We start from the raw sequence: 25455 nt of genomic DNA, 5'->3' as shown, positions 1-25455 counted from the left end.
AGCCGGCTTGGCGCGTAGCGGCAAGCCTTCTCTCACGCTGTGGCGGCAACAGAAGGGTCAGCCGCCCCGGCTCGGCCCTTTGTCCGCCATGCCGACCTGCTCCGCCGCCACCTGTTTTGCTTTGGAAGCGGCGGGGATGTCCTCGCCATAGAGGATGCGCTCGGCTGCGCCGTCCAGATCCTCGTACTGGCCGTTGCGCATCGTCCAGAGAAACAGCAGCAGCCCGCCGGTGCCGAGCAGCAGGGAGATGGGGATCAGATAAAAGAAGGACGCTGTCATTTTCGCCTCTTGTCATGCCCTGTATTCGGTGGGCTCCGTTTTCCGGCGCGGCAACAGCCTCGCACCTGTCGCCGGGCGGGACGATCCGCCGTACCCTCAATCGGGATCCTTGATCGCCTGGTAGGCATGCCAGGTCGCGTGGCCGAGAAGCGGAAAGGTGATGACGAAACCTAGCATGCCCGTCAGCACGCTCAGGGCCGTCAGCAGCATCACGATGACGCCCCATGCCAGCATGACCGGAAGATTGTTCCAGGCGAGCGAGATGCTGGTGCCCATGGCCGTGAAGGCGTCCACGTCGCGGTCGACGACCATCGGCACGCCAAAAACGCTGATGGCGAAGGCGAAGGCGGCAAACAGGGCGCCCACCAGCGTGCCGAGGCCGAGAAGCGCCCAGCCGACGGGCGTGCCGAACAGGGCAGGCAGGATGTGGCCGAGACCCTGGAACGGTTGCCAGCCGACGAAGAGCGCATAGAGGATGACGGCGGCGCGCATCCAGAGCAGCATCAGCCCGCACAGGACGGCGCCGACGAACAGCACGTGCTGGCCGGTGCCGGGTTTCGGCCGCAGCATCGCCATAAGCGAGACCGGCAGGTTTTCCTCGATCCGGCGGCTTTTTTCGTAGAGGCCGGCGGCTGCGACGGGGCCGACGACGAAAAAGCCGGCAAGGGCGGGCAGCAGCGCATAGTCGTAGCCGAAGGCAAAAAGGCCGCCGGCGATGATGATCGAGACGGCTGCGACGCCGGCGCCGTAGATCAGGCTCGGCAGGGGCGTGTTCCAGAGGTCGCGCCAGCCTTCGGCCAGCCAGGAAAGCGCGCGGCGGGCCGGCAGATGGCGGTTCCGGTCGACGGCCTTCGGCAGAGGGGGGACGGTTTCAGGCATCCTCATCTGACATTCCTCCGACAACCGCACTGGCATCGTTCATGTTTCAGCAGGCCGGGCGGGCGGCGCGGTAGCTCCCGGGCTTCTGCGATCCCGCCTTCAGGTGTGCCACGCAGTCGGGCTGCGAGACGACGGCGACATAGACGAAATGGGCATTGGCGAGCGCCAGCAGGGCCGCGACGGCGCAGACGGCGGCAATCGCTGTGGTGCGCGCCCGCATGGGAAGCGCGCTCATGTTCCGCTGCCGCCGGTTGCACGTCGCTGCTCCCTGAGGTCGGTGATGTAAAGGGTGAGAATCTTGATATCGAGCGGGGAAAGCCGCAGCCCCCAACTCGGCATGTGGCCCTGCCTGCCACCGTAGATCGACTGGTAGACCGCCTCGCGTCCAGACCCGTAGGTCCAGAAATGGTCGGTCAGGTCCGGTGCGCCGACATCCTTCTGGCCCTTGGCGTCCTCGCCGTGGCAGGAGACGCAGTTCTGGGCGAAGAGCTCGCGTCCGGCGTCGATGGCGGCGGCGTTTTCCGCCGTTCTCTCCTCAAGCCCGGACAGCGAGCGGACATAGGTGACGAGTTGCAGGATCGCCGGGCGCTCCAGCATCTGGTCGCGGCCGAATGCCAGCATCTGCGAGACACGCGTTTGCGGATCGTCGCCGTTGATCCCGACAGTGATCGTCTCGGCTATCGTCTGCGGATCGTCGCCCCACAGCATGGGCGCGGCCCCGAGGTTGGGATAGCCACTGTTGCCGGTGCCGCCGATGCCGTGGCAGGCCGCACAGTTATCGCCGAAAAGGGTGTGGCCGGTCTCGCGGACGATCGGCATGAGGTCGGCGTCCTTCAGGATCGTCGCGAAATCCTCGCTTTCGATCCGCGCGACCCAGGCGGCGCGATCGGCGCTGCCTTCCTGCAGGCGCTCTGCCAACGTCTGTTTCTGGTCGACGCCGAGCCAGCCCTTGAAATAGCCGGTGCCGTACGGAAAACTCGGCATCAGCAATACCCAGATCACCCCGAACAGCGTGAAGGCGATCAGGAAGAACCAGACGGGCTTCGGCACCGGCGTGTGCAGTTCCTTGATGCCGTTCCATTCGTGGCCGGTCGTCATGTGGCCGGTGACGGGATCGCGTTCGCCTACGGACATGGCCGGTCCTCGTCGTCGGAAATGATGGAATGGGCGGCGTGGTCGAACTGCTTCCGGTTGGCCGGCCAGTAGGCGTAGACGATGACGCCGATCGACATGGCGATCAGGTAGAAAAGTCCGAAGGACTTGGCGAAACCGGTGACGGTGTCGTGGTCGAAGCTCATGGCGCTACTCCACACTGGCCTGTTCGGTCTTGTGCGCGACGTCGGTCAGCCGCCCCAGGATCTGCAGATAGGCGACGATCGCGTCCATCTCCGTCAGCGTCTCCGGCTTGCCGTCGAACAGGCTGACATTCGTCGCCTCCCCGTATCGGGCAGTTACTCCAGCGGCCTGCGTACTGTCGGGATTGGCCTGGCCGTAGGCGTCGGCGGTGGCATTGGCGATCATTTCGTCCGTGTAGGGGACGCCCACCGCGCGCATAGCAGCCAGATGCTCGCCGAGATCGCCGATCTTGAGCGAGTTGCGCATCAGCCAGCGATAGGCCGGCATCTTCGATTCCGGCACCAGATCGCGCGGATTGTAGAGATGGGCGACGTGCCATTCGTTCGAATACTTGCCGCCGAGCCGGGCGATGTCCGGTCCGGTGCGCTTCGACCCCCACAGCATCGGGTGGTCGTATTTCGATTCGACGGCCAGCGAATAGGGACCGTAGCGCTCGACTTCGTCGCGCAGCGTGCGGATCATCTGCGAGTGGCAGGCATAACAGCCCTCGCGGATGTAGATGTTGCGCCCTGCCAGCTCCAGCGGGGTGTAGACGCGCATGTCCGGGGCATCCTCCACCGTTTCGTCGATCGTGAAGAGCGGGGCGATCTCGATCAGGCCGCCGATGCTGGCGACGACGACGATGGCGAGTACGAGGCCCATGGCGTTGCGTTCGAGCCTGTAATGGAAGTTGAACATCGCCTATTCCCCGGCCTGCGCCCAGGCCCGCGGTGCGGGCGGTTCGACCGGCAGGTCGGCGGCCGCTCCCTCGTCCACCGGCGCAGGCCTGCTGATCGTCATCCAGATGTTGTAGAAGGCCACCACGGCACCGGCGAGGAACAGCAGTCCGCCCACGGTGCGGGCGATGTAGTAGGGATGCATGGCGACCAGGGTGTCGATGAAGGAATAGGCGAGCGTGCCGTTTTGATCATAGGTGCGCCACATCAGGCCCTGGGTGATGCCCGAGTTCCACATCGCGAAGACGTAGACGACGGTGCCGGCAAGCGCGAGCCAGAAGTGCAGCTCGACGAGCCTTGCCGAATAGAGGGCCGGCCGCTTCCACATCCAGGGAACGAGAGCATAGAGTGAACCGAAGGTGATCATCGCGACCCAGCCGAGCGCTCCGGCATGGACGTGACCGACCGTCCAGTCTGTATAATGCGAGAGCGAGTTGACGGCGCGGATCGCCATGAACGAGCCCTCGAAGGTGGCTATGCCGTAGAAGATCGCCGCCAGCATCATGAAGCGCAGCACCGCATCGTCGCGCACCTTGTGCCAGGCACCGTTCAGCGTCAGAAGCGCATTGCCGGCCGAGGCCCAGGAGGGGACCAGCAGCACCAGCGAGAACACCATGCCGAGCGTCTGCACCCAATGGGGCAGGGCGGTGTAGTGCAGGTGATGGGATCCCGCCCACATGTACATGAAGGTGATGCCCCAGAAGCTGATTATCGACATGCGGTAGGAATAGATCGGCCGGCCGGCCCGCTTGGGCAGGTAGTAGTAGAGCATGCCAAGGAAGCCGGCGGTCAGGAAGAAGGCGACGGCGTTGTGGCCGTACCACCACTGCGTCATCGCGTCCTGTACGCCAGAGAAGAGCGAGTAGCTCTTGGCGTGGCCGATCGAGACGGGCACTGCCAGGTTGTTGACGATATGCAGGATGGCGACCACCAGGATGAAGGCCATGTAGTACCAGTTGGCGACGTAGATGTGTGGCTCGCGGCGGCGGGCCAGGGTACGGATGTAGATCAGGAAATAGACGACCCAGACGATGACCAGCCAGAGGTCGGCATACCATTCCGGTTCGGCATATTCCTTGGATTGCGTGAGGCCCATCAGATAGCCGGTGGCGGCCAGCACGCAGAAGAGATTGTAGCCGATCAGCACGAACCACGGGCTCAGCTGGTCGGGCAGGCGTGCACGGGTGGTGCGCTGCAGCACGTGGAAGGACGTGGCGATCAGTGCGTTGCCACCGAAGCCGAAGATCACGCCGCTGGTGTGGACGGGCCGCAGGCGGCCGAAGCTCGCCCAGGCCGCGTCGAAGGTCAGGTCGGGCCAGGCCAGGAGGGCTGCGACCCATACGCCGACGAACATGCCGATGACGCCCCATATCAGGGCGAGAATGATGCCGACCTTGGTCGGATCGTCATAATATTCGCGGAACCGTTCTTCCCAGGGCTCCGGCGCGTCGATGCCACGCAGGAGGACGGCCATCACCACCATGCCGAAGAGGGCGACGATCCAGCCGTGGGCGGCCATCAGATCGCCGCGACCGGCCACGGCCATGGCCACTCCGACGCAGATGACGAAGACAAGGATGATCGCCGCATAGGTGCGCTCCAACGCCGTCAGTAGTGCAACCATTCCGACACCCCCGCGCTGGATGATCCAAGTCCCCTGGATCATCCATTACCTGTCTCTCGTGGCAGTCCTGTAACGTCAAAGTCTGTAGCGATGCGGTTAGCGGAGACCGTGCCCTGCATGTCGCAGCCGGTCGAGTTCGGTGCGCTAACCTGCTGATGGTTACACGATTTCGAAGGCGCGGCAATCGGATTTGCGCTTTGATAAACGTCCGGTTGCGCTTTCGGGCACCCGCCCGGCGCAACAGCCCTGCCGCCCAGGCGGCACCGTCGTCCGATCGGCTGCGGTCAATCGGAAATCGTGGTCCGAAACTGCGGGTTGCCGCGGATGGTGTTGCTGACGGTGCAGATCTCGTCTTCGGCGGCACGGACGATGGCCCGTCTCGTCTCCGCGTCGATGCTGCCACCGATGACGAAGGCGATATCGAACGTCTGAACGCGTGCAAGGCCGGCCTCGGCCTTCTCGCCGGTCACGGTGACCTCGATCGTCGTCAGCCTGTCGAGAACGCCGATCCGGTTGGCCACATACCGTGCGCTCATCGCAAGGCAGGCGGACAGCGAGGCGTAGAGCAGGTCGAGCGGGTTGAAGCCTGCCTGATTGGCACCGGTCACGATGTCAAGCGTCCCGCCGGTTCTGGAGCGGATTGCCGGAAAACCGGTGCGCCCGATCGTCGCCGTGGCGCCGGTCGTGCGTTCCCTCATTCTTGCTTCAGCCATCCCGCCGTGCTCCGCGCCCAGATTTCCGCGCCCCCGTTCGCGCTCCCCCGGCGCCAAGGCCCATGCGGTCTGGCATTTATCCGCCAGTCGTCAGGCCGATGCCGTTCGGAAGCGGCGAAGACAGAGGTATCCTGCGGTGACGAATGCCACGAGAACGATGCCTTGCGCAATCGCGAAGGGGGGCTCGTTGCCGTTCGGCGCCAGCGCATTGAGGGCGTCGACCTTGAGGAAGGCCTGAACCACGAGGACAAACACGTTGAAGTAGAGCGAAACGATCGAACAGACGAGAAAGGTCGCCCGCCAGCGGCCCGAAAGCCGGAAGAGGTAGAGCGCTGCGATCGCGCCCAGCAGGAATGCCGTCGTGATGATGCCGACGCCGATCGCCGGCGTAAACGCCGTTATGGGAAAGAGAAAGCCTGTGATCGTCGTGCCAAGGGTGGTGGCGAGAAAGGTCGCCGTCCAGCCCGGGCTGAGGTCGGAGGCCAGCCAGCCGCGCAGTGCAACGAGCCCGCTGACGATGCCGACGAGGCTGAGAAGAACGTGAAAGAGGGTGAAAGGTGCCATGCCAAGTATCATGTCGATAGTCCCCATCCTGGAGTATATGGCGCGTGCATTAGACGTTGTCCCGAAGCGTTTGTAAATTTCGCCGGCCACCGATTCCGCGCTATTCTTCGCGGGTCGGAAACCGTCGAAGGGGGGCGCAAGGAATGAAAGTCTCGGGAGGAGAGAGTATGCGTGCCGACGGCGATGTTGCTGAACCGATGGAAGTGGTCGATTTCTGGTGCGAGATGCTGTCGCCGGAACATTGGTTCACGCCGCCGCCGCAGTTGGACGCGCATATCCGCGAGCGCTATGCGGCAACGCATCTGGCGCTGGCGCGGCATGTCCCCGAGACGTGGCGGGAGACGCCGGATGCGCGCCTGGCGGCCGTCATCGTTCTCGACCAGTTCCCGCGCAACATGTATCGCGGAACGCCTCTGGCTTTCGCCACCGATTGGATCGCCCTGCGTGAGGCGCGGTTGGCAATCGATGCGCGCGCTGACGTCAAGGTCGCGCACGGACGCCGGCATTTCTTCTACATGCCCTTCGAGCATTCGGAGGATCTCGCCGATCAGGATACGTCCGTCGCGCTGTTCAAGGGGCTGGGCAACCGGGAATATCTGGACTATGCGATGCGCCATCATGCGGTAATTCGCGACTTCGGCCGTTTTCCGCACCGCAATCGCCTGCTCGGTCGCCAGTCAACTTCTGCCGAACTCGATTACCTGGCATTGCCGGGGTCGGGATTCTGATCGGACATGCCTTCACTTCGCCCGGGTCCCGCAATAGCTTCCGCGCCGATTCCCGCGCTTGCGCGGCTGTTGCCGCCGGGCCGGCGGCCATTCATTGATATTGCACGCGATTCTATCGATCATCCGTTGTGCGCCAAATTGACAGGGACTTTCCGTGACGAGATTCAAAAGCGCCTTCATTGCCCTTTTGGCCCTTATGCCGCTGTTGTTGCCGGTGATGGTTTTTGCGCAGGATCCCGCCGCCGGCGTACAGTCCGCCGTTGCGTCCAATCCGATCAACGATGCGAACCAGCGGGTGAACAAGGCGCGCGACCAGCTCGCAGCCTTGCGCCGGCAGATCGAGGAGGCTCGTAGCAGCGAGCCGAAACTTGCCGAACTGAAGCAGCAGGTCGAGCAGGTCGGGCGCGGGGCGCTCGATGCCTCCGTCTCGACCCGCCAGCGCTTCAACGAGATCAAGGCGCGCCAGGACGAACTCGGCCCCGTGCCGGCAGAAGGCCAGCCGGCGGAATCGGAGATGATCAAGGAGGAGCGCGCGCGCCTCTCCGACGAGCGCGCGGCGATCAATTCGATCATCGGCAATGCCGAGGCCCTGTCCATCGAGGCGACACAGCTCGCCAACCAGATCACCGAAATGCGCCGTACGCTCTTTACCGAGACGTTGTTCGAACGCACGAAGGTGACCCCGGAGGTGTTTCAGGATGCGGTTTCCGCCGGTGCGAACGAGGGGACGGATCTGCATCGCACGGTTGGTGGCTGGTTCCGTTTCGTATGGAATTTCAAGCGCGAATCGCTGCTGGCGGCCGTCGCGCTGTCGCTGGTGGTCGGCCTGCTGCTCTATTCCATCGGCCATCGTGTGGCCGGGCCCTTCATCCAGCGCAACAAGCTGATCGAGAAGCCGCACTACATCACCCGGCTGATGGTGGCGTTCTGGTCCATCACCATACCGACGCTGGCCGTGGGGGCCTTCGCCTTCGCCTGCTATTCGCTGCTTTTCAGCTTCAACGTGCTGCGCCCGGACATCACCCCGATGGTGTCTTCGCTGCTCGGCGTGTGCGTCGGCCTCTATTTCGTCTCGGCGCTGTCGCGGGCCGTGCTCGCGCCCAAGCGGCCCGCCTGGCGGCTTGTGAGCGTGTCGAATCGAGGTGCGCAGCGGCTCGAGCGGTCGATCTTCGCGATGGCGCTCGCCAATGCGCTCGATTATTTCCTGGGTGCGGTGAGCGTGGCGCTCGGCTCGGCCGTGGTGCTGACGGTTGCAAAGAGCATGATCGCCTCGATCGTGATCGGCCTGATCCTTATCTGGATCTCCTTCATCCGGCCGATGTTGCGTGCCGGCGACGATCCGGCGAGCGAGGGGCGTCCGTGGCCGCGCGCGCTGACAATGGTGCTGATGCTCACCGGCTTCGGCCTGATCGCGCTGACAGTGATCGGCTATGTGGGGCTTGCCCGCTTCATCGCCACACAGATCGTCGTCACCGGTGCCATCCTCGTCACGATGTATATCGGCATCCTGTCCGGCCGGGCGATCGGCGCGCAAGGGGCATTCGCGCAGACCTATCTGGGCCAGCGGCTGGCCGAGCGCTACCAGCTCAACGAGGTCGTCCTCGACCAGGCCGGCCTCGCCGCCAGCCTCGGCATCTACATGATCGTGGCCCTGCTCGGCCTGCCGTCGATCCTGCTGCAATGGGGCTTCCAGATCGGCGATATCGAAAGCTGGGCATACAGGATCTTCACGGAGATCCGGATCGGCAGCATCTCCATCTCGATCGTCGGAATTGTAGCCGGCCTGCTGCTGTTCGTCGTCGGGCTGGTGGTGACGCGCTGGTTCCAGCGCTGGCTGGACGGCACGATCATGGTCCGCAGCCATGTCGATCCCGGCGTCCGCAACTCGGTGCGCACCGCAGTCGGCTATGCCGGCGTCGGGCTGGCGGGGCTCATAGGCATATCGGCGGCGGGGATCAATCTTTCCAGTCTCGCGCTCGTCGCCGGTGCTCTTTCATTGGGTATCGGTTTCGGCCTGCAGAACATCGTCTCCAATTTCGTCTCCGGCCTGATCCTGCTGGCCGAGCGACCGTTCAAGGTTGGCGACTGGGTCGTGGCAGGGACCACCGAGGGCTTCGTCAAGCGGATTTCCGTGCGTGCGACCGAGATCGAGACCTTCCAGCGGCAGACGATCATCGTGCCGAACTCCGTCCTGATCAACGGCCAGGTCGGGAACTGGACCCACCGCAACAAGCTCGGGCGGATCGAAATCCCGGTCAGCGTGTTTTCCGGCAACGATCCGCGCCGGGTCACCGAGATCCTGCTGGACGTGGCGGGGCAGCAGGCCGTCCTGCGCAATCCGGAGCCCACCGTCACCTTCCTGAATTTCTCGGCAGCAACGCTCGACTTCGAGGTCAGGGCGTTCGTGGCTGACGTGCTGACGGCGGGGACGGTGAAGACGGAAATGCGGGCCGCAATCCTCGAACGGCTGCGCGAGGAAGAAATCGCGCTCGCCGGGCCTGCCGCTCCGACCGTACCGGTTACCATGGACCCGGAAAGCGCCCGGCTGCTGAGTGCGATGATCGAAAATGCCAAGGCCGGACTCGTCATTCCCACGGAGGCACCGCGCAAGCCGGCGCCGAGGCCGGTGGAGGAGGGGGCGGACGAAACCGGCTGAACGCTGAATGCCTCATTCACGCCATATTCAGCATCGCGGGCATAAAACACATGCAAATCCTTCCAAGTGCGGCTACGGTCGGCTTGGGGTTTTGCAACAGGGGCGGCGCTCGACGCCGGGTATAAATGACGCGTATGCTTGCAATGCTGCTTATGTCGACGGCGGTCGCTGCACCGGCTCTTGCAGCATCGATCACCAACAACGATGCCGAAGCGGTCGTGCTGACGATCGTGGAGAACGGCAGCCGTTCCGAGCTCGCCGTCGGCGCAGGGCAGACCGAAACGGTGTGTCCGTCCGGCTGCTTCGTCACCCTGCCGAATGGCGACCGGGTCGCGCTGCACGGTGATGAGACGGTGGAAATCAGCGGCGGCGCCGCGGTCATCAAGTAAAATACGAAGCCGATTTGCAAGGCGGCGCAGGCTCTGCCCGGCGCCGCTTTTTCGTGCGCCGCCGATCCGGTCGCGGTAGCGCGAGAAAGTGCTTTGCGTGCCATTACTTGCGTAGTTGTCGGGATCGCGCTTTAACGCTTTCTCAAAAACGTTGCGCTTAGTTGTTCGCCTGTTACCCGAAGAGTGGAAGATCCCTTCGGACGGGACCATGCACAGGTCCGGTGCTGCCTTTCCACCCACGCCAGAACCGGCGGCAGCGCGAAAACCCGTTACATCACAAGGCACACGATGTCATTCATTGGTATCTCCGGCATGCAGTATTCCGGCGAGTCGCTCTCCCATCATCGCATCCTGCTCGTCGAGGACTCGAACGTCTTCACTTCCATGATCGGCATGCGGCTGAAGGAGCTTTTTGACATCGAGGTCGAGATCTGCCGCAACTTTCTGGAGCTGGAGGAAAGCTACGAGCGTTCGTCGACGCCGATCACGCTGGCCATATCCAACATCAACCTGCCGGGGGCGGAGAAGGGCGAGGCGCTGAACTACCTTGTGGACCTGAGCGTACCGACGATCGTGTTCACCGGCACCTTCCAGCAACAGACCCGCGACCAGTTGTTGTCGAAGGAAATCGTCGACTACATCATCAAGGACAACGTTTTTGCGGTCGACATGCTGGCCGAATCCGTCTGCCGCTTCCTCACCAATCACGATCATCACGTGCTGATCGTCGATGACAGCCCGACGGCGAGAGCGCTGCTTACCACGCGCCTCAAGCGTTACAACTTCCGGGTCAGCACTGCCGATAGCGGAGCAGCCGCGCTCACCATCCTGCAGGCCAATCCGGATATCGGCCTGATGGTTACCGACTACAACATGCCCGACATCGACGGCTTCGAGCTGACCCGGCGCATTCGCTCCTTCATGGGATCGCACCAACTGCGCATCATCGGCGTGTCGTCATCCACTGATCGGCTGCTGTCGGCCCGCTTCCTCAAGGCCGGCGGAAACGACTTCATCCTGCGCCCCTTCATCGACGAGGAGTTCTATTGCCGCGTCAACCAGAACCTCGACACGCTGACGCAGATCAGGATCGCTCATGCCCGCCGGGCAGCATAGGGCTTGCCAGCACGCAGTGCGTCGAACCCGAGGCCTGCTCTCACGTTACGTGAGATAGTTTTGCGGAATTAACGGCATGGTAAACCCCTGTGGTTGTAATGTGCACAAAGCGATGTGAACGAGAGAGGGCGTGGCATTGAAACGGAAACGGCACCGCGAGGTTGCGTTCCTGCGCCATGGCGGTCGCTCCGTCCTTCTTGTCGAAGATTCGCGGATGTTCTCGACCGCAATCCGCTTCCGGCTGGAATCCGAACTCGGTGTGCGTGTCGTCCACTGCGCCGACATGCAGAGCCTTTGCGCCGTGGTTGCAAAGCAGGACGTGGAGTTCAGCCTTGCCATCGTCGACCTGAACCTGCCTGGAGCGCCGGACTGCGAGGCGCTCGATTTCCTTCTCACCCATAACATCCGCCCGCTCGTCTTCACCGGTTCCTTCGGGGACGTGACACGGGAAAAGATACTCGCCAAGGGCGTGCTCGACTACGTGGTCAAGGACAGTCCCTCTGCCATCCAGCAGGTCGTCGTCAGCGTGGACCGGATCCTTGCCAGCGAACGGACGAGGGCGTTGATCGTGAAGCCGTCACAGGGCTGCCTGGAGCAGGAGGAGGGCCTTCTGCGCCGGCAGCGCTTCGAAGTAATCGTGGCCGTCGACGGCACCGAAGCGCTTGACGTCCTCGATGCCGAGCGCGACATCGATCTGGTCCTTCTGGATCTTGATTGCCCGGATTTCGAAGGACTGCTGTTGCTGGCCGAGATCCACCGGCGGTATACGGACATGGGCATTCGGGTGATCGGCGTGTCAGGCAGGGCTGACGACATGACGGCGCCGCGATTCCTGAAGGCCGGCGGGGACGAATTCATCCGCAAGCCGTTCTGCGCGGACGAGTTCACGTCGCGCCTGCTGCATCTGGCTGCGATCCAGAAGCGCATCCAGGCGCTGAGTATGGCAGCGTCGCGCGACTATCTGACCGACGTATACAACCGGCGCTACTTCTTCGAGACAGGCAAGCGCCTGGTGGACAAGGCCATACGCCGCGGCGAAAAGGCTTCCATCGCGATCCTCGACATCGATCACTTCAAGCGCCTGAACGACACCTACGGTCACGAAGTCGGCGACATGGTGCTGAAGGACGTCTCGCGCCAGTTGAAGGCGCGGCTCGGCGGACGCCATTTGCTGGCGCGGCTCGGCGGGGAGGAATTCGGCATGCTGTTTGTCGATCTCGATCTTGCCGCGGCTGTGGCCTGTTGCGACGGTCTGCGCAAGGAACTGGCGGCCACGCCGATCGAGGCGGACGGGGAGCCGGTGACGATCACCGTATCGATCGGCGTTGCGGCGATCGAGGGCGAGGAGGCCTTCGACAACCACCTGAACGCCGCCGACCAGTTCCTCTACATGGCCAAGCATGGCGGCCGCAACCGGGTCTTCTCGGTGCTGGCGCTCGAAGCGACGCTTGCGGCCAGGCGGGCGGCCGCCTCCTGAACGGCGCCCGCCGCAACAGCCAAGTCGTCTTCGAAAAATTGCCCGCAGCGCGAATGCTGCGGGCCGTTTCGATGTTGCAAGAAGCCGGGCAGATTTCGGCCGGACGCAGGCCTCAACGAGCAGCGGCTGCAGCCGGCACCATCAGCTTGCGATCGGCGCGTTCCTGCTGGGGCGAACGGTTGTAGAGTTCGCGGTAACACTTGGAAAAGTGCGAGGCCGAGACGAAGCCGCAGGCGACGGCCACTTCCACGACAGGCATCGACGACTGCACCAGCAGATGTCGCGCGCGATCGAGCCGGATCTCGAGATAGTACCGGGCCGGCGAGCGTCCCATTTCCTGGCGGAACAGGCGTTCGATCTGGCGGCGCGACAGGTCCGCACTATCGGCGATCTCCAGCAGCGAGAGCGGTTCGGAAAGGTTGTTTTCCATCAGCTCGATGATGGAAAGAACCTTTGAGTTCTGCACGCCGAGGCGGGCGCGCAGGGGCAAGCGCTGGCGGTCATGCGGCCCGCGCACGCGATCGGTCAGGGCTTGTTCGCAGACGCTGTTGACGAGCGTTTCGCCAAAATCCTGGTCGATCAGGTTCAGCATCATGTCCAGCGAGGCGGTGCCGCCGGCACAGGTGTAGATGTTGCTGTCGATCTCATAGAGATCGGCGTAGACCTCGGCCTGCGGATAGGCTTCGGCGAAGCCGGGCAGGTTCTCCCAGTGGATGGCGCAGCGCTTGCCGTTGAGCAGGCCTGCCTGCGCAAGCACATGCGCGCCGGTACAGAGCGAACCGATTGCGACGCCGCGGTTGTAGGCTTCGCGCAGCCAGGCATTCACGGATTTGTTGCTGAAATCCTCGACGTAAACGCCGGAACAGACGAGAACCATCGAGGGGCGGCTTTCCCCGCCGAGATACTTGCGTTCGTCGGCGAGCGAGGAATTGACCTCCAGGCCGATGCCGCTCGACGAGACGACCTGCTGGCCGTCGGTCGACGCAAGACGCCAGCTATAGGCTTCGTAGCCGAGCATGCGGTTGGCGATGCGCAGCGCCTCGATGGCTGCAGAGAACGGCAGCATCGAGAAGTTGGGCACGAGGAAGAACACAAGCGAACGCTTTTTTGCAGCTGTCTTGGTCATGGGAGTTCCGCTCTGGTTTTATTCCCAAGCGTCTTATGAAGACGCGCCATCTGGATTGTCTGTTTGCGACATTTGCATGGAATGGTGCGACTGTGAAGATGCGAGCTTGACCATTGCTGCGCGAACACAAAGCCGCGATGCATCAAATTGTATGCAACCGCCCGGAATTTAAGCGCTTGAGCGGCTTCCGCACCGCTGTCTTTTGAAAATCGCGTGCCATCGATTTGGTCTGTTCCATTGGCTCGTCCGACAGATTATGTAGGACCGATCTGAATGTTCTGGGAGAGACATATGCTTGTCGACGGCTACACGAAAGTTCCGGCCGGGAAACTGGTGGCCGCGGTGACCTGCCTGGAAATGCGGGCGCCGGTCAAGGCAGCACGCGATCCGGTGCCGGAGACCGTCACGCTCGAACGTCAGGAAACGCCCGGGCTCGACTGGTATCGCGATCTCTACCTGCGCGTGGGAGGCGACTGGCTGTGGGGTTCGCGGCTGGCGCTTGGCGACGACGCTCTTGCGGCCATTCTCGAGGATACCCGCGTCGAGGTCTACGCCGTCGTGTCGGGCGGGCGGGCGGAGGGCATCCTGGAACTGGATTTCCGCGAACAGGACCAATGCGAGCTGGCATTCTTTGGCCTGACCAAGAGCGTGATCGGGCAGGGCGTGGGCCGATGGCTGATGAACCGGGCGATCGAACACGCCTGGTCGAAGCCGATTTCGCGCTTCTGGGTGCATACCTGCAGCCTCGACAGCCCGCAGGCACTGGACTTCTATATCCGCTCCGGTTTCGTGCCCTTTGAGCGCATGGTCGAAGTCTTCGACGATCCGCGGCTGACGGGCGTGCTGCCGGAACATGCGGCACCGCAGATACCGATCCTGCGGGGATAGTCTTTCTACCTCATGGCGGCGCTTTCAGGGCCTTTGATAGTGTTCAGATGACTGCAAAGGAAATCGCCAGGCTGGTGATCGCATCGAGCGATTTCAGGCCTGGCGAATCGAGACGGTCGTCTTGGGAGTAGGCTGCGGATAATCCGTGATCATCGTGTCTTCCTGGGCAACGCATTCAGGTCCGAGCCCAGTTCGGTTGACGGAAAGCCGATGTCCTTGCGGACGTCGAACGGCAGGCTCTCGAGTTCAAGTTCCGCCCGGTGATGGCGCCATGCCTGGACCAGCCGGCCGGCAAAGCTGCGGACGGAAGCCGAATAGCGGTAGCTGCCCGAGCCTATCGGCCCGTGGAGCGAATGTGATGTCAAGATGTTCATAGTTCAGGTTCCTTTCGAGCTTGGGAGTTTCGAAAGGTCGCGACCTTGATTGTGATCATGCCGCGGCCCCATTCATCAATCAATCGAATATATTTGATGTCTGGTATCAACGTTTGTCATGTAAAAAGCGACCTTCCCAGCCGACGTCACGCTGCAGCTCCGGGGGGAGTGCTTCGAGTTCCCGCTGCGCGCGGCGTCGCTGACGGCGGGCAGTCTGCGCATCGAGAAATTGCCGGATGGAGAGCGCGAAGCCCTTTCCAATGACGCGAATTGCAAACGGAACGGCGTTCGCATGCGACTTATCGGTTTTCATGACACCTTTCCTCTTCCTTGTCGGGTTTCGTTGCATTGACTATCGCGCCGAATGAGTGTTCAATCAAACGAAATGAAATGATCTCTACGATCAGATAAATTGAAAGGGAGAGAGCCATGAACCTGATGCTGCGCCAGACGCTGCCGTTGCTGGAGCTGGACATTCTCAGAACCTTTGTGGCCATCGCCGAAACCGGCAACTTCACAACGGCTGCGGAGACCGTCCATCGGACGCCTTCCGCTGTATCCATGCAGATCAAGAAGCTGGAGGAGATGCTGGGCTGCAGCCTCTTTCGTCGCGACGCCCGCTCGGTGACGCTGACACATCACGGAGAGGTGCTCCTGTCATATGCGCGCCGGCTTTTGTCCCTCAGCAACGAGGCGGTATCGCGTTTCATGATGCCGGAAATGAACGGCGTGGTGCGGCTCGGTGCACCCGACGACGTGGGCGAACTGATCCTGCCGGAAGTTCTGCGCCGGTTCGCGGAGACCTTTCCGTCGATTGCCGTCAACGTGTCGATCGAGACGAGCTCGAGCTTGCGGCGCGCCGTCGCCGAGCGGCGGCTGGATCTGGCGATCTTCAACTCTCCGGACGGTTCCATCCCGGTGCCCGGCGAGGTGCTTATGAAGGAGCAGCTCGTCTGGGCCGGAAAGAACTGCGGCAGTGCACACCTGAAGAGCCCGCTGCCCGTTTCCGTGTGGGAGGAAGGGTGCATCTGGCGGGCGCGTGCGCTCGAAGAGCTTGCCAAATCAGGGCGGGAATTCCGCGTCGCCTATTTCTGCGCCCATCACATGGGGCAGCGTGCTGCCATCCGCGCCGATCTTGCGGTTGCGCCGCTTGCGCGCTTCCTCATCGGCGACGACATGGTAGCGCTTGGAGAGAAGGACGGCCTGCCGGATCTGGGCCACTATCGCATCGGTCTTGTCGTGTCCGACGAGGCTGAAGCGCCGGCGCTGGCCGTCGCGGACTATATCCGCGCCGCCTTCGCCCGCATGGAGCGCCGGCCGATGGAGATGCTGCAGGTTGCCTGCTGAAGAGGCTTGTGGCCCGAAGGCGTGCCGCCTCGGGCCGTGGCATGCCGGCATTTACTGGTAGACGTACAGCGCGCACATGCCTTCATCGCTCTTGGGAACGTCTGCGCCGGTGAAGGCGATGACGATCCTGTCCTTGCCGTCGGCCCAGGTCGCGACATAGGTCACCGGTTGTCCGCAGAAGCTGTTGCCATTGAGGAGCACCGGATCGCTCGGCTCGGCGATGCGGTAGACCGAGGCGGCGACCGGTTTGTCGAAATAGAGCAACGTGTCTGCGACGCGCTCCCCGAACTTCATGTGCTTGCCGTTCTCGAAGGTAATGCCGGCATCGTCCAGATCGATGCGCCCGGTGATCGCCTGCGCGGTGTTGCTGTCGGGGGTGTAGTTTTCGGCAGCTGCCGGAAGGGCTGGCAGGAGCAGGAGGGCGAGGGCGGCGAGGCGGGTGCGGAACATGAGGTTGCTTCCTGAAAGCCGGGGATGGGGCAGGGACTGTGAATTCACCGATAGATCCGGCTTACAACGCTTTGACCCGCCCCGCCAGCCGATCTGCAAGGAGGCTCCGCCGTGCAGGCCCGGTCAGCCATTCGCCGGGCGAAGCGACCCGATGCGCCGCATCAACGCCTTCTCCGCCTCCAGAATGCCCATCAGGACGATGCCGATCGCGACGATGATCAGGCCATCGGCGAAGGCCACCGGCGCGCTGTCGAACAGCGCGTGCATGAAGGGCGCATAGGTGAAGGCGAACTGGGCCGCCACGACGACGGCGATGGCGAGCAGGACGGCCGGCGTGCCGAGTACGCCCCTGAGGTTGAACGACGTCATGTGCAGGTAGCGCACATTGAAGAGATAGAAGATCTCCATCACCACGAGCGTATTGACGACCATGGTGCGTGCCACCTGTTCGCCGAGGCCGCTGCGCATCGCATAATCATAGATGCCGAAGACGCCGATCGTGAACAGGATGGAGACGAACAGAATCCGCCAGGCGAGGAACGTGCCGACCAGCGGCGCATCGCGCTCGCGCGGGGGCCGCTGCATCACGTTGGGCTCCGCCGGCTCGAAGGCCAGCACCAGTCCCAGCGTCACAGTCAGGATCATGTTGATCCACAGGATCTGCACCGGCGTCATCGGCAGCGCCAGCCCGAAGACGATCGCGAGCACGACGCAGAAGGATTCGCCGCCGTTGGTCGGCAGCGTCCAGGCGATCACCTTGCGGATATTGTCGAAGACGGTGCGGCCCTCGTTCACCGCGGCGACGATGGAGGCGAAGTTGTCGTCCACCAGAACCATCTGCGAGGCTTCCTTGGCGGCTTCCGTGCCCTTGCGCCCCATGGCGATGCCGACGTCCGCCTGCTTCAGCGAGGGGGCGTCGTTGACGCCGTCGCCGGTCATCGCCACGACACGGCCGTTTAGCTGCAACGCACGGACGATCCTGAGCTTGTGCTCGGGGCTTGTGCGCGCGAAGACGTTCGTTGCTTCCACGACGGCACCGAGCTCGCGGTCGGATATCCGGTCGATCTCGGCGCCCGTCATCGCCTTGGGATCATCCGCAATAGACAACTGACGGGCGATCGCGACGGCGGTATCGATATGATCGCCGGTGATCATCTTGACCGCGATGCCGGCGGAACGGCAGTCGGCGACGGCGGCGATGGCCGTATCGCGCGGCGGATCGATGAAACCGACGATCCCGAGGAATGTCAGCCGGCTCTCCACGTCGCCGAAGCCGAGCCGCTCCAGCGTTGCGGGCGCCTTTGCCGTGGCGAAGCCAAGCACGCGCTCGCCGTTGGCGGCTGCTGCCGCGATGCGTTTGCGCCAGTATTCAGCGTCGACGGCCGCATCGGTGCCGACATGCTGGCCGGATATCTGGCCGGACATCTGGCCGGCGCACATGGCAAGCACGCGTTCCGGCGCGCCCTTGACGAAGATGCGGCCGCCGCCTTCTGGATCGCGGTTGAGCGTCGCCATGAAGCGATGCTGGGCGTCGAAGGGGATTTCGTCGATGCGGGCGAAGCGTTCCCGCTCCGCTTCGGGGTGAAGCCCGGCCTTCATGGCGAGCGTGACGAGCGCACCTTCCATCGGGTCGCCCAGGACATTCCAGCGTCCCGCCGCCTCGACCAGTTCGGCGTCGTTGCAGAGAAGGGCCGTGCGAACCAGAAGCGTTTCTGCCGGAGCAGCGCCGTCTTCGAAAGTCTCGATGCGGCCGTCCGGGGAGTAGCCGGCGCCCGTCACCAGCGTTTCACGGTCGGCGGTTGCGATCGTGCGGGCGGTCATCTCGTTCTTGGTCAAGGTCCCGGTCTTGTCGGAGCAGATGACCGAGACGGCACCAAGCGTTTCGACGGCAGGCAGGCGTCGCACGACGGCGTTGCGCCGCGCCATGCGCTGGACGCCGATCGCAAGGGTGATGGTGATCACGGCCGGCAGGCCCTCGGGCACGACGCCGACCGCGAGCGCGACAACGATCATCAGCGCATCGACCCACGGATAGTCGTGCACCAGCATCGCGAAACCCATCAGCGCCACGGCGGTTGCGAGCGCGAAATAGGTGAAGAGCCGTCCGAACCGGTTGATCTGCCGCAGGAGCGGGGTTTCCAGCGTCTGGACTTCGCCGATCAGGGCGGAGATGCGGCCGATCTCCGTTCCGGCGCCGGTTGCAACTGCAATGCCGGTCGCCTGCCCGGTGGCGAGCAGCGTGCCGGAAAAGAGCATGCAGTGGCGATCGCCCAGCGCCGCCTCGGGCGCGACCGGCTGCTCGTGTTTTTCCGCGGGGAGCGATTCTCCCGTCAGGATCGCTTCGTTCGCCAGAAGATTGCGGGCACGCACGATGCGCAGATCGGCAGGCACCATGTCGCCGGCCTCCAGCATGACGACGTCTCCGGGAACGATACCGCGCGCATCGATGTCGTGCTGGCGGTCTGCGCGCAATACGCGGGCATGCGGCGCGATCATGTCGCGGATGGCGTTAAGCGCCTCTTCGGCGCGCCCCTCCTGGATGAAACCGACCAGGGCGTTGACGACAACGACGGCGACGATGACGCAGGCATCGATCACATGGCCGAGGACTGCCGCCAGCACGGCGGCCGAAAGCAGGAAATAGATCAGCGTGTTGTTGAACTGGGCGAGGAAGCGCAGCAGCGGATGGCGCGGTGGCGGGGCAGGCAGCTCGTTCGGACCGTAGCGCTCAAGACGCCGCCCGGCCTCCTGCGCATCGAGGCCTTCGTCGCTCGTTTTGAGTTCGGCGAATACAGCGGCGGTCGAGAGCGCATGCCACGATGCGGTTTGCTTCTCTTCTGTGGCTGGAATTCCGCCGTCGGCGGCCGTGCGAAGATTCATCCCGGTTCTTCTCCGTGCAGCAGGCTTCCATCGGCTGCGTCCTTTCGGCAGTGCAGCGACGGTTCGGCGCGTAACACGAGTGTAGCGGAAGACGGTTGACGCACGTCAAGGACGTGGCGCAAACACTTGCGTGATCGCGCTCCTGCGATCACGGTTTGGTGAAACGAGGGATTTGCGCCGCGCGAAAGCTGCTATTCGCGGCTGCGTCGCCTGCGGCGCCCGCCACCTTCGCCGCCATCATCGGAGACGACCTTGCGTTCGGGTAGGGTGACGACGGTTGCGAGGTTCGGAAAGGCGTCGACCTTGTTCGGCATCGCCATGGCGTCGACGAAGAGCTGTTGGAAATTGCCCTCCAGCGCCGTCTCGATCTTTTCGATCCGGCCGACCACCTGTTCGATCTCGCGGCGGTGGCCGCGGTTCAAAAGCGCCATCAGCGCGCCCGTCCCCGCAGCGTTGCCGACCGCCTTGACCTCGGAGAGGTCGCAGTCGGGGATCAGGCCCAGCACCATGGCGTATTTCGGATCGATGAAGGAGCCGAAGGCGCCGGCGAAGCGGATGGTGTCGACATGGTCGACGCCCTGCTTCTCCATCAGCAGCTTGATGCCGGCGTAAAGGGCGGCCTTGGCGAGCTGGATGGCGCGGATGTCGTTCTGCGTCACGGTAATGCGCTGTTCGCCATCGTGCAGCAGGTAGGAGAAGGTGCGGCCATTCGGGATAATGCGCGGGCTCTTCGCCGCCATCGCGCCATCGACGACGCCGTCCTCCGAGATGATACCGGAGAGATACATCTCGGCCACCACCTCGATGATCGCCGAGCCGCAGATGCCGGTGACGCCGACCTTTGCGGCCTCTTCGGCAAAGCCTTCCTCGTTCGACCATTGCTCGACGCCGATGACGCGGAAGCGCGGCTCCAGCGTCTCGGGGTCGATACGCACGCGTTCGATCGCGCCGGGGGCGGCGCGCTGGCCCGACGAGATCTCCGCGCCCTCGAAGGCGGGGCCGGTGGGCGAGGAGGCGGCGACGACGCGTGCCTTGTTGCCGAGCACGATCTCGGCATTGGTGCCGACGTCGACGAGCAGCATCATCTGGTCCTGCCGGTAGGGCCCTTCGGAAAGCGTTGCGCCGGCCGCGTCCGCGCCGACATGGCCGGCGATGCAGGGGAGCAGATAGACGCGGCCGCCGCGGTTGACGTCGATGTCTATGTCGTTCGCCCAGTACTGCAGGGCGCCGGAGACGGCGAGTGCGAACGGCGCCTGGCCGAGTTCGGTCGGGTCGATGCCGAGGAACAGGTGGTGCATGATCGGGTTGGCGACGAACACCATGTCGAGGACGTCGTGGCGATCGACGCCGCCTTCTTCGCAGACCTTGCCGATCAGGCCGTTCACCGCCTCGCGCACCGCCTTGGTCATGGCTTCCCGGCCGTCGGGGTTCATCATGACGTAGGAGACTCGGCTCATCAGGTCCTCGCCGAAGCGGATCTGTGGGTTGGACGTGCCGGACGAGGCGACGATGCGGCCGGACAGAAGCGAGACGAGGTGCATCGCGATCGTCGTCGAACCGATGTCGCAGGCGATCCCGTAGGCCTCGTTTTTCAATCCCGGCCACAGGCCGATGATGAAGGGGCGCGAGGAATCCATGTCGCGGTGGATCGCGGCGGTCACGCCCCAGTTGCCCTTGCGCAAGATCTGCTGCACCTGCGGGATCAGGTAGGGGGCGATCAAAAGGTCCTTCCAGCCCCAGTCCTTCTCCAGCATGACCTTGAGCCGGTCGAGATCGCCTAGCGGCTTGTGCATGTCCGGCTCGTCCACTTCGACATAGCAGAGCTGGACGGCGGCATTGCGCTCGATGACGCGGTCGCTGGCGGCCTTGCGCACGACCTGCGCGTTGACGACGGTGTCCTGCGGCACGTCGACGACGAGGTCGCCGAGGATGAGGGCCGAACAGGAGAGGCGGCGCCCTTCGGGCAGGCCGCGCACCTTCTCGTAGCGCTCCTCCTTCGGGCCCTTTTCCGAGATATGCGCCAGCGAGGAGACGATCTTGTGCTTGGCGAAGCTGCCTTCCTGAACCTCGATCTGACAGCGCCCGCAGGTGGCGCGGCCACCGCAGACGCTCTCGACATAGACGCCCAGTTTACGGGCGGCGTCGAGAACGGGCGTGCCGACCGGGAAGCGGCCGCGCTTGCCCGACGGCATGAACAGCACAAGGGGATCGGTTTGCGCAGCTTCGCTCATATTGCTCTCGTTGTCGGACGTGCCTTCGATGCGCATCGCTCTCGTCTTCCTCCCGGGCGCGCGGCTCAAACGGCCGACGTGTCCCGCCTTGGTGCCAGACTGCACCTTAAAATCGCGTGATAATTGTCAAATCCCGACATGGAAAGATCTGCCAGCATCATTCTTCCGGAGAACCTGCTCCAGGGAAGCTGCAGGTCTCGGGATCGGTGATGTCAGGTCTTCTTGCGCGACAGGCGCCGGACGTTGCTACGCACGCGTTTTCCGTAGGGCTTGACGGCGGCTGCGGCGATCGCTTCGCCGGCCTTCTGGGCGGACGGGCGCCCGCCGGCCATCATCTGCATCGCCGCACCGAAGGCCGCGCGCGAGATCGCCATGTTGACGGCCACGGCACTCTCAGCGGTGGCCATCACCTTTTCCGTCACCATGCGGTTCATTTCCGCCGTATCCTGCGACTTGCCGGTCAGCGCCGCCATCTGCATCTCGTGGATCCGCATCGCCATGACGAACGGCGCCTGGAACCAGAGTGTGGAAGCATCCTTGCGAAGGCGGCGCGGGGTCATGGGCTTACTCCCTCGAAGCGCCAGCGCCGGCGCGGGCCGCACGGCCGCCACGGCGCCCGCCACCAGCGGTGGGAGCAGGGGCTGCTGCGGTTGCTGCACCGGCTTCGGCCGGTTTGTGGTCGCGATAGGTCATGATCCAGTTGGTGCAGTTGGCATCGGTGCCGTTGAGGACGTTTGCGGCACGCACGGCTTCCATTTCCTGCGGGCGGCAGGGGTTCATGATCGCGCTCGTCATGCCGGCGCCGATCACCATGGGGATGAAGCCGGCATTGATGCCGTGGCGGTGGGGCAGGCCGAAGGAGATGTTGGAGAGGCCGCAGGTGGTGTTGACCTTCAGTTCCTCGCGCAGGCGGCGCAGCAGCGCGAAGACCTGCCGGCCGGCATCGCCCAGCGCACCGATCGGCATGACGAGCGGGTCGACCACCACATCCTCTGGCTTGATGCCATGGTCCATGGCGCGCTCGACGATCTTCTTGGCAACGGCGAAGCGGACGTCCGGGTCCATCGAAATCCCGCTCTCGTCGTTGGAAATTGCGACGACGGGCACGTTGTACTTCTTCACCAGCGGCAGGATGGCCTCCAGTTTCTCCTCCTCGCCGGTAACCGAGTTGACCAGCGGGCGGCCCTTGGCGACCTTGAGGCCGGCCTCGATCGCGGCGGTGACGGAGCTGTCGATCGACAGCGGCACATCGACCAGGCCCTGCACGATCTCCAGCGTCTTGACGAGCAGCCCCGGCTCGGTCTCGTTCGGGTTGACCGAGGTCACGCCCGCATTGACGTCGAGCATGGTGGCGCCGGCGGCGACCTGCTCCAGCGCGTCCTTGATGACGGTGTCGAAATTGCCCTCGATCATCTCTGCGGCCAGCTTCTTGCGGCCCGTCGGGTTGATCCGCTCGCCGATGACGCAGAAGGGCTGGTCGAAGCCGATGACGATCTCGCGGGTGGCGGAGGCGACGATGGTGCGGGTCATGAAGTTTCCTCTGGTCGGGCGCGACACTAGCGCGCGGGATATCGGGTTACAAGGCGGCTGCCGGGGCGGCGTCCGTCTGGATCAGTGCGGGTGATGGGCGGCGATCTCTGCCATTTCCTGTTGGTTCTGCTCCTTGCCGGCGCGCGCTTCCTCCAGGCGCTCGGCAACGAGGCTGTCCACCGGGTTTGGCTCGCGCGTCCAGGGCTTGCGGCCCTTCAGCACGCCGGATTCATGGACGATCTCGGCGACATACTCTTCCTGGCGATAGGCCATCACGTGGATGCCGGACACGCCCTCGATCTCCTTCACCTCGTTGATGATGTCGATGCAGAGCTGCTTGCCTTCCTTCTTCTGGTCCTGCGCGCCCTCGAGGCGGGCGATGATCTGGTCGGGAATGTGGATGCCCGGCACGTTGGAGCGGATCCATTTTGCCGTCTTGGCCGACGCCATCGGGCCGACGCCGACGAGAATGTAGCATTTCTCGTGCAGGCCGAGGTCGCGGACCTTCTTCATGTATTCCCTGAACATCGGCACGTCGAAGCAATACTGGCTCTGGACGAACTGGGCGCCTGCCTCGATCTTCTTGGCAAGCCGGTAGGGGCGGAAGTCGTAGGGCGGCGCGAAGGGGTTGATCGCAGCACCCAGGAACACTTTCGGCGGCGTCGTCAGCTTGCGGCCGGAGAGAAATTTCGCATTGTCGCGCATGATGCGGACCGTCTCCAGCAGCGACATGCAGTCGAGGTCGAAGACGGGTTTTGCACCTGGCTGGTCGCCAGCCTGCACGCCGTCGCCGGTCAGGCACATGATGTTGCAGACGCCCATGGCGGCCGCGCCCAGCACGTCGCCCTGGATCGCGATGCGGTTCTTGTCGCGGCAGGCGATCTGCATGATGGGCGCATAGCCCATGCGGGTCAGAAGCGCGCAGATGCCGACCGAGGACATGTGGCAGTTGGCGCCCGAGGCATCGACCGCATTGATGCCGTCCACCCATCCGTCGAAGATCGCCGCGCGCTCGTAGACGTCTTCGGGGTTGGCGCTGTCTGGCGGGTTCAGTTCGGCGGTGACGGCGAACTCGCCGCGGCGCAGGACGCGCTCCAGCCGGCCGAGCGAGGAATGGCCGGGCAGGGGATCGAGCGGCAGGTGGGGCCCGAGCGGGTTTTCGTCGAAATGGGCCATGGTTCAGGCGTCCCTTCCTGCCGTCTCGCGCGCGGCCGCAGCCTCGGCGGTCACGCGCAGCCAGGAGGATGTCTCGCGTAGCGACTGGTTGACCGGCTTCTGCACGTTCATGATCGCATTTCCGTTCACCATATTCTGCGAACCCTTCCAGGCCTGAACCCAGACGCAGGGCATGTCCGGTTCCACCTCGCAATTGCCATTGGCGCGCACGCCGCCGCAGGGGCCGTTGCGCAGTTGCTTGGGACAGTTCATCGGGCACGACATGCCCGTCGACGACAGCGCGCACTGGCCGCACATGCGACAGTCGAACAGGAAGCCTTTCACGTGGCGCTCGACGAAGGTGATCGGGCGCTCCACCCGCTCGTAGCCGAACAGCTTCCAGACCGGGTGCAGCAGCAGAAAGGCCGCGGCGAAGCGATTGTAGAACCACTCGAAGAAGCGCGAATGACGGACTGCCCACAGGCGGACGGTGTATTTGTGGCGGGCGCGGCGGTTCGGCGAGACGCCGGCGGGCGTGTAGGCGCCGGTCGCAGCCTTTTTCGCGGGCGCAGCGTTGCCGGGCTTTGGGTCAGCCATCGTCGCGGCCCCCGGCCTTGACGAGCGCCACCAGCCGGTCGCGGTCGTAGGCCGCCTCGAGCTCCGCCGCCGCCTTGTCGGCTTCTGCCTCCAGGTCGTCGGAAACGGGCAGGGGGTCGGCCTTGCGCCACTCGGCGAGGTAGTCGTCGGTCTCGGCAGCACCGGTGCGCATGGCGCACATGTCGATCGCCTCGGTGAAGCGTAGCGACAGTTCGCGCTTGGCCGTCTTGCGGCCCTGCTTGATGATGACCTGGGCGGGGATGTCACGCCAATAGACGATGATGCGGTCTGCCATGGTGATAGTTCTCCTCGGCCCCGACAATGCTTGCTGCGCCGCGCCGTGGCTGCGCTCGCCACGACCGGGCATCGCTCAAAAGCGA

General features: G+C 63.9%; 27 protein-coding genes. 7 read left to right on the top strand and 20 right to left on the bottom strand.

Going from position 1 to position 25455, the window contains the following annotated elements:
* Positions 1–57: 57 nt before the first annotated feature.
* From ccoS to HV823_RS18080, 9 genes are all read right to left on the bottom strand, one after another.
* On the bottom strand, positions 58–279 hold the full coding sequence (gene ccoS, locus HV823_RS18120; RefSeq protein WP_176951142.1) for a cbb3-type cytochrome oxidase assembly protein CcoS: 222 nt from the start codon (positions 277–279) through the stop codon (positions 58–60).
* 96 nt (positions 280–375) lie between these two features.
* Positions 376–1164, bottom strand: coding sequence for a DUF2189 domain-containing protein (locus HV823_RS18115; protein ID WP_176951141.1), 789 nt, complete (start codon positions 1162–1164; stop codon positions 376–378).
* A gap of 40 nt (positions 1165–1204) precedes the next feature.
* The gene (locus HV823_RS18110) at positions 1205–1393 is read right to left on the bottom strand and encodes a hypothetical protein (protein WP_176951140.1); all 189 of its coding nucleotides are present in this window, start codon (positions 1391–1393) and stop codon (positions 1205–1207) included.
* Complete coding sequence (gene ccoP, locus HV823_RS18105) at positions 1390–2292, bottom strand: cytochrome-c oxidase, cbb3-type subunit III (protein ID WP_176951139.1); 903 nt, start codon at positions 2290–2292, stop codon at positions 1390–1392. Before ccoP ends, HV823_RS18110 begins: the two co-directional genes overlap by 4 nt.
* Positions 2283–2456 carry a cbb3-type cytochrome c oxidase subunit 3 gene (locus HV823_RS18100; RefSeq protein ID WP_176951138.1) on the bottom strand — a complete coding sequence of 58 codons (174 nt, stop codon included), beginning with the start codon at positions 2454–2456 and terminating at the stop codon, positions 2283–2285. The genes ccoP and HV823_RS18100 overlap by 10 nt, the downstream gene beginning before the upstream one ends.
* A gap of 4 nt (positions 2457–2460) precedes the next feature.
* The gene (gene ccoO / locus HV823_RS18095) at positions 2461–3192 is read right to left on the bottom strand and encodes a cytochrome-c oxidase, cbb3-type subunit II (protein ID WP_176951137.1); all 732 of its coding nucleotides are present in this window, start codon (positions 3190–3192) and stop codon (positions 2461–2463) included.
* A 3-nt stretch (positions 3193–3195) separates the two neighbouring features.
* Positions 3196–4854: a cytochrome-c oxidase, cbb3-type subunit I gene (gene ccoN, locus HV823_RS18090; RefSeq protein ID WP_176951136.1), complete on the bottom strand. Its 1659-nt coding sequence runs from the start codon at positions 4852–4854 to the stop codon at positions 3196–3198.
* 284 nt (positions 4855–5138) lie between these two features.
* Entirely contained in the window at positions 5139–5567 is a 429-nt protein-coding gene (locus tag HV823_RS18085; protein WP_176951135.1) for an OsmC family protein, read from the bottom strand.
* A gap of 90 nt (positions 5568–5657) precedes the next feature.
* A complete protein-coding gene (locus tag HV823_RS18080; protein WP_176951134.1) occupies positions 5658–6143 on the bottom strand; it encodes a hypothetical protein in 486 nt (161 codons plus the stop codon).
* 155 nt (positions 6144–6298) lie between these two features.
* Between HV823_RS18080 and HV823_RS18075 the strand changes: the two genes are divergently transcribed.
* The 5 genes from HV823_RS18075 to HV823_RS18055 all read left to right on the top strand — a co-directional run bounded on the left by HV823_RS18075 (position 6299) and on the right by HV823_RS18055 (position 12497).
* On the top strand, positions 6299–6859 hold the full coding sequence (locus tag HV823_RS18075) for a DUF924 family protein (RefSeq protein WP_176951133.1): 561 nt from the start codon (positions 6299–6301) through the stop codon (positions 6857–6859).
* A 154-nt stretch (positions 6860–7013) separates the two neighbouring features.
* Positions 7014–9515 (top strand): DUF3772 domain-containing protein, encoded by a 2502-nt coding sequence (locus tag HV823_RS27080; RefSeq protein WP_176951132.1) that lies wholly within the window; start codon positions 7014–7016, stop codon positions 9513–9515.
* A gap of 125 nt (positions 9516–9640) precedes the next feature.
* A complete protein-coding gene (locus tag HV823_RS18065) occupies positions 9641–9904 on the top strand; it encodes a hypothetical protein (RefSeq protein ID WP_176951131.1) in 264 nt (87 codons plus the stop codon).
* Positions 9905–10192: 288 nt separating this feature from the next.
* On the top strand, positions 10193–11020 hold the full coding sequence (locus HV823_RS18060) for a response regulator (RefSeq protein ID WP_176951130.1): 828 nt from the start codon (positions 10193–10195) through the stop codon (positions 11018–11020).
* Between the two features lie 130 nt (positions 11021–11150).
* Complete coding sequence (locus HV823_RS18055) at positions 11151–12497, top strand: sensor domain-containing diguanylate cyclase (protein WP_343051903.1); 1347 nt, start codon at positions 11151–11153, stop codon at positions 12495–12497.
* Between the two features lie 112 nt (positions 12498–12609).
* On the opposite strand, the gene HV823_RS18050 is transcribed toward HV823_RS18055, so the two are convergent.
* Positions 12610–13623 carry a GlxA family transcriptional regulator gene (locus tag HV823_RS18050; RefSeq protein WP_097141066.1) on the bottom strand — a complete coding sequence of 338 codons (1014 nt, stop codon included), beginning with the start codon at positions 13621–13623 and terminating at the stop codon, positions 12610–12612.
* A gap of 273 nt (positions 13624–13896) precedes the next feature.
* Here HV823_RS18050 and HV823_RS18045 point away from each other — a divergent pair, with 273 nt between their 5' ends.
* On the top strand, positions 13897–14511 hold the full coding sequence (locus HV823_RS18045) for a GNAT family N-acetyltransferase (protein ID WP_246301625.1): 615 nt from the start codon (positions 13897–13899) through the stop codon (positions 14509–14511).
* A gap of 149 nt (positions 14512–14660) precedes the next feature.
* Here HV823_RS18045 and HV823_RS18040 read toward each other — a convergent pair whose 3' ends face one another.
* Together HV823_RS18040 and HV823_RS18035 are read right to left on the bottom strand one after the other, a co-directional pair.
* Complete coding sequence (locus tag HV823_RS18040) at positions 14661–14885, bottom strand: hypothetical protein (RefSeq protein WP_246301623.1); 225 nt, start codon at positions 14883–14885, stop codon at positions 14661–14663.
* A gap of 106 nt (positions 14886–14991) precedes the next feature.
* A complete protein-coding gene (locus HV823_RS18035) occupies positions 14992–15198 on the bottom strand; it encodes a hypothetical protein (protein WP_176951129.1) in 207 nt (68 codons plus the stop codon).
* A 116-nt stretch (positions 15199–15314) separates the two neighbouring features.
* Between HV823_RS18035 and HV823_RS18030 the strand changes: the two genes are divergently transcribed.
* Positions 15315–16232 carry a LysR family transcriptional regulator gene (locus HV823_RS18030; protein WP_176951128.1) on the top strand — a complete coding sequence of 306 codons (918 nt, stop codon included), beginning with the start codon at positions 15315–15317 and terminating at the stop codon, positions 16230–16232.
* 51 nt (positions 16233–16283) lie between these two features.
* Here HV823_RS18030 and HV823_RS18025 read toward each other — a convergent pair whose 3' ends face one another.
* The 8 genes from HV823_RS18025 to HV823_RS17990 all read right to left on the bottom strand — a co-directional run bounded on the left by HV823_RS18025 (position 16284) and on the right by HV823_RS17990 (position 25370).
* Positions 16284–16682 carry a hypothetical protein gene (locus HV823_RS18025; RefSeq protein ID WP_176951127.1) on the bottom strand — a complete coding sequence of 133 codons (399 nt, stop codon included), beginning with the start codon at positions 16680–16682 and terminating at the stop codon, positions 16284–16286.
* Positions 16683–16805: 123 nt separating this feature from the next.
* Positions 16806–19562 carry a cation-transporting P-type ATPase gene (locus tag HV823_RS18020; RefSeq protein WP_176951126.1) on the bottom strand — a complete coding sequence of 919 codons (2757 nt, stop codon included), beginning with the start codon at positions 19560–19562 and terminating at the stop codon, positions 16806–16808.
* 191 nt (positions 19563–19753) lie between these two features.
* Positions 19754–21829 carry an ASKHA domain-containing protein gene (locus HV823_RS18015; RefSeq protein ID WP_176951125.1) on the bottom strand — a complete coding sequence of 692 codons (2076 nt, stop codon included), beginning with the start codon at positions 21827–21829 and terminating at the stop codon, positions 19754–19756.
* A 176-nt stretch (positions 21830–22005) separates the two neighbouring features.
* Positions 22006–22353, bottom strand: a complete 348-nt coding sequence (locus HV823_RS18010; RefSeq protein ID WP_176951124.1) for a hypothetical protein — start codon at positions 22351–22353, stop codon at positions 22006–22008.
* Positions 22354–22357: 4 nt separating this feature from the next.
* A complete protein-coding gene (locus HV823_RS18005; RefSeq protein ID WP_176951123.1) occupies positions 22358–23323 on the bottom strand; it encodes a methyltetrahydrofolate cobalamin methyltransferase in 966 nt (321 codons plus the stop codon).
* A gap of 81 nt (positions 23324–23404) precedes the next feature.
* On the bottom strand, positions 23405–24499 hold the full coding sequence (locus HV823_RS18000; protein WP_176951122.1) for a methylenetetrahydrofolate reductase: 1095 nt from the start codon (positions 24497–24499) through the stop codon (positions 23405–23407).
* Between the two features lie 3 nt (positions 24500–24502).
* Positions 24503–25075, bottom strand: a complete 573-nt coding sequence (locus tag HV823_RS17995; protein WP_176951121.1) for a methylenetetrahydrofolate reductase C-terminal domain-containing protein — start codon at positions 25073–25075, stop codon at positions 24503–24505.
* Positions 25068–25370, bottom strand: coding sequence for a virulence factor (locus HV823_RS17990; protein WP_176951120.1), 303 nt, complete (start codon positions 25368–25370; stop codon positions 25068–25070). Before HV823_RS17990 ends, HV823_RS17995 begins: the two co-directional genes overlap by 8 nt.
* Between the last annotated feature and the right edge of the window lie 85 nt (positions 25371–25455).

Source organism: Mycoplana rhizolycopersici, from assembly GCF_013378445.1.
Classification (GTDB): domain Bacteria; phylum Pseudomonadota; class Alphaproteobacteria; order Rhizobiales; family Rhizobiaceae; genus Mycoplana; species Mycoplana rhizolycopersici.
Note: the sequence above shows the minus strand (reverse complement) of the source record. Positions and strands in the feature narration are given on the sequence as shown.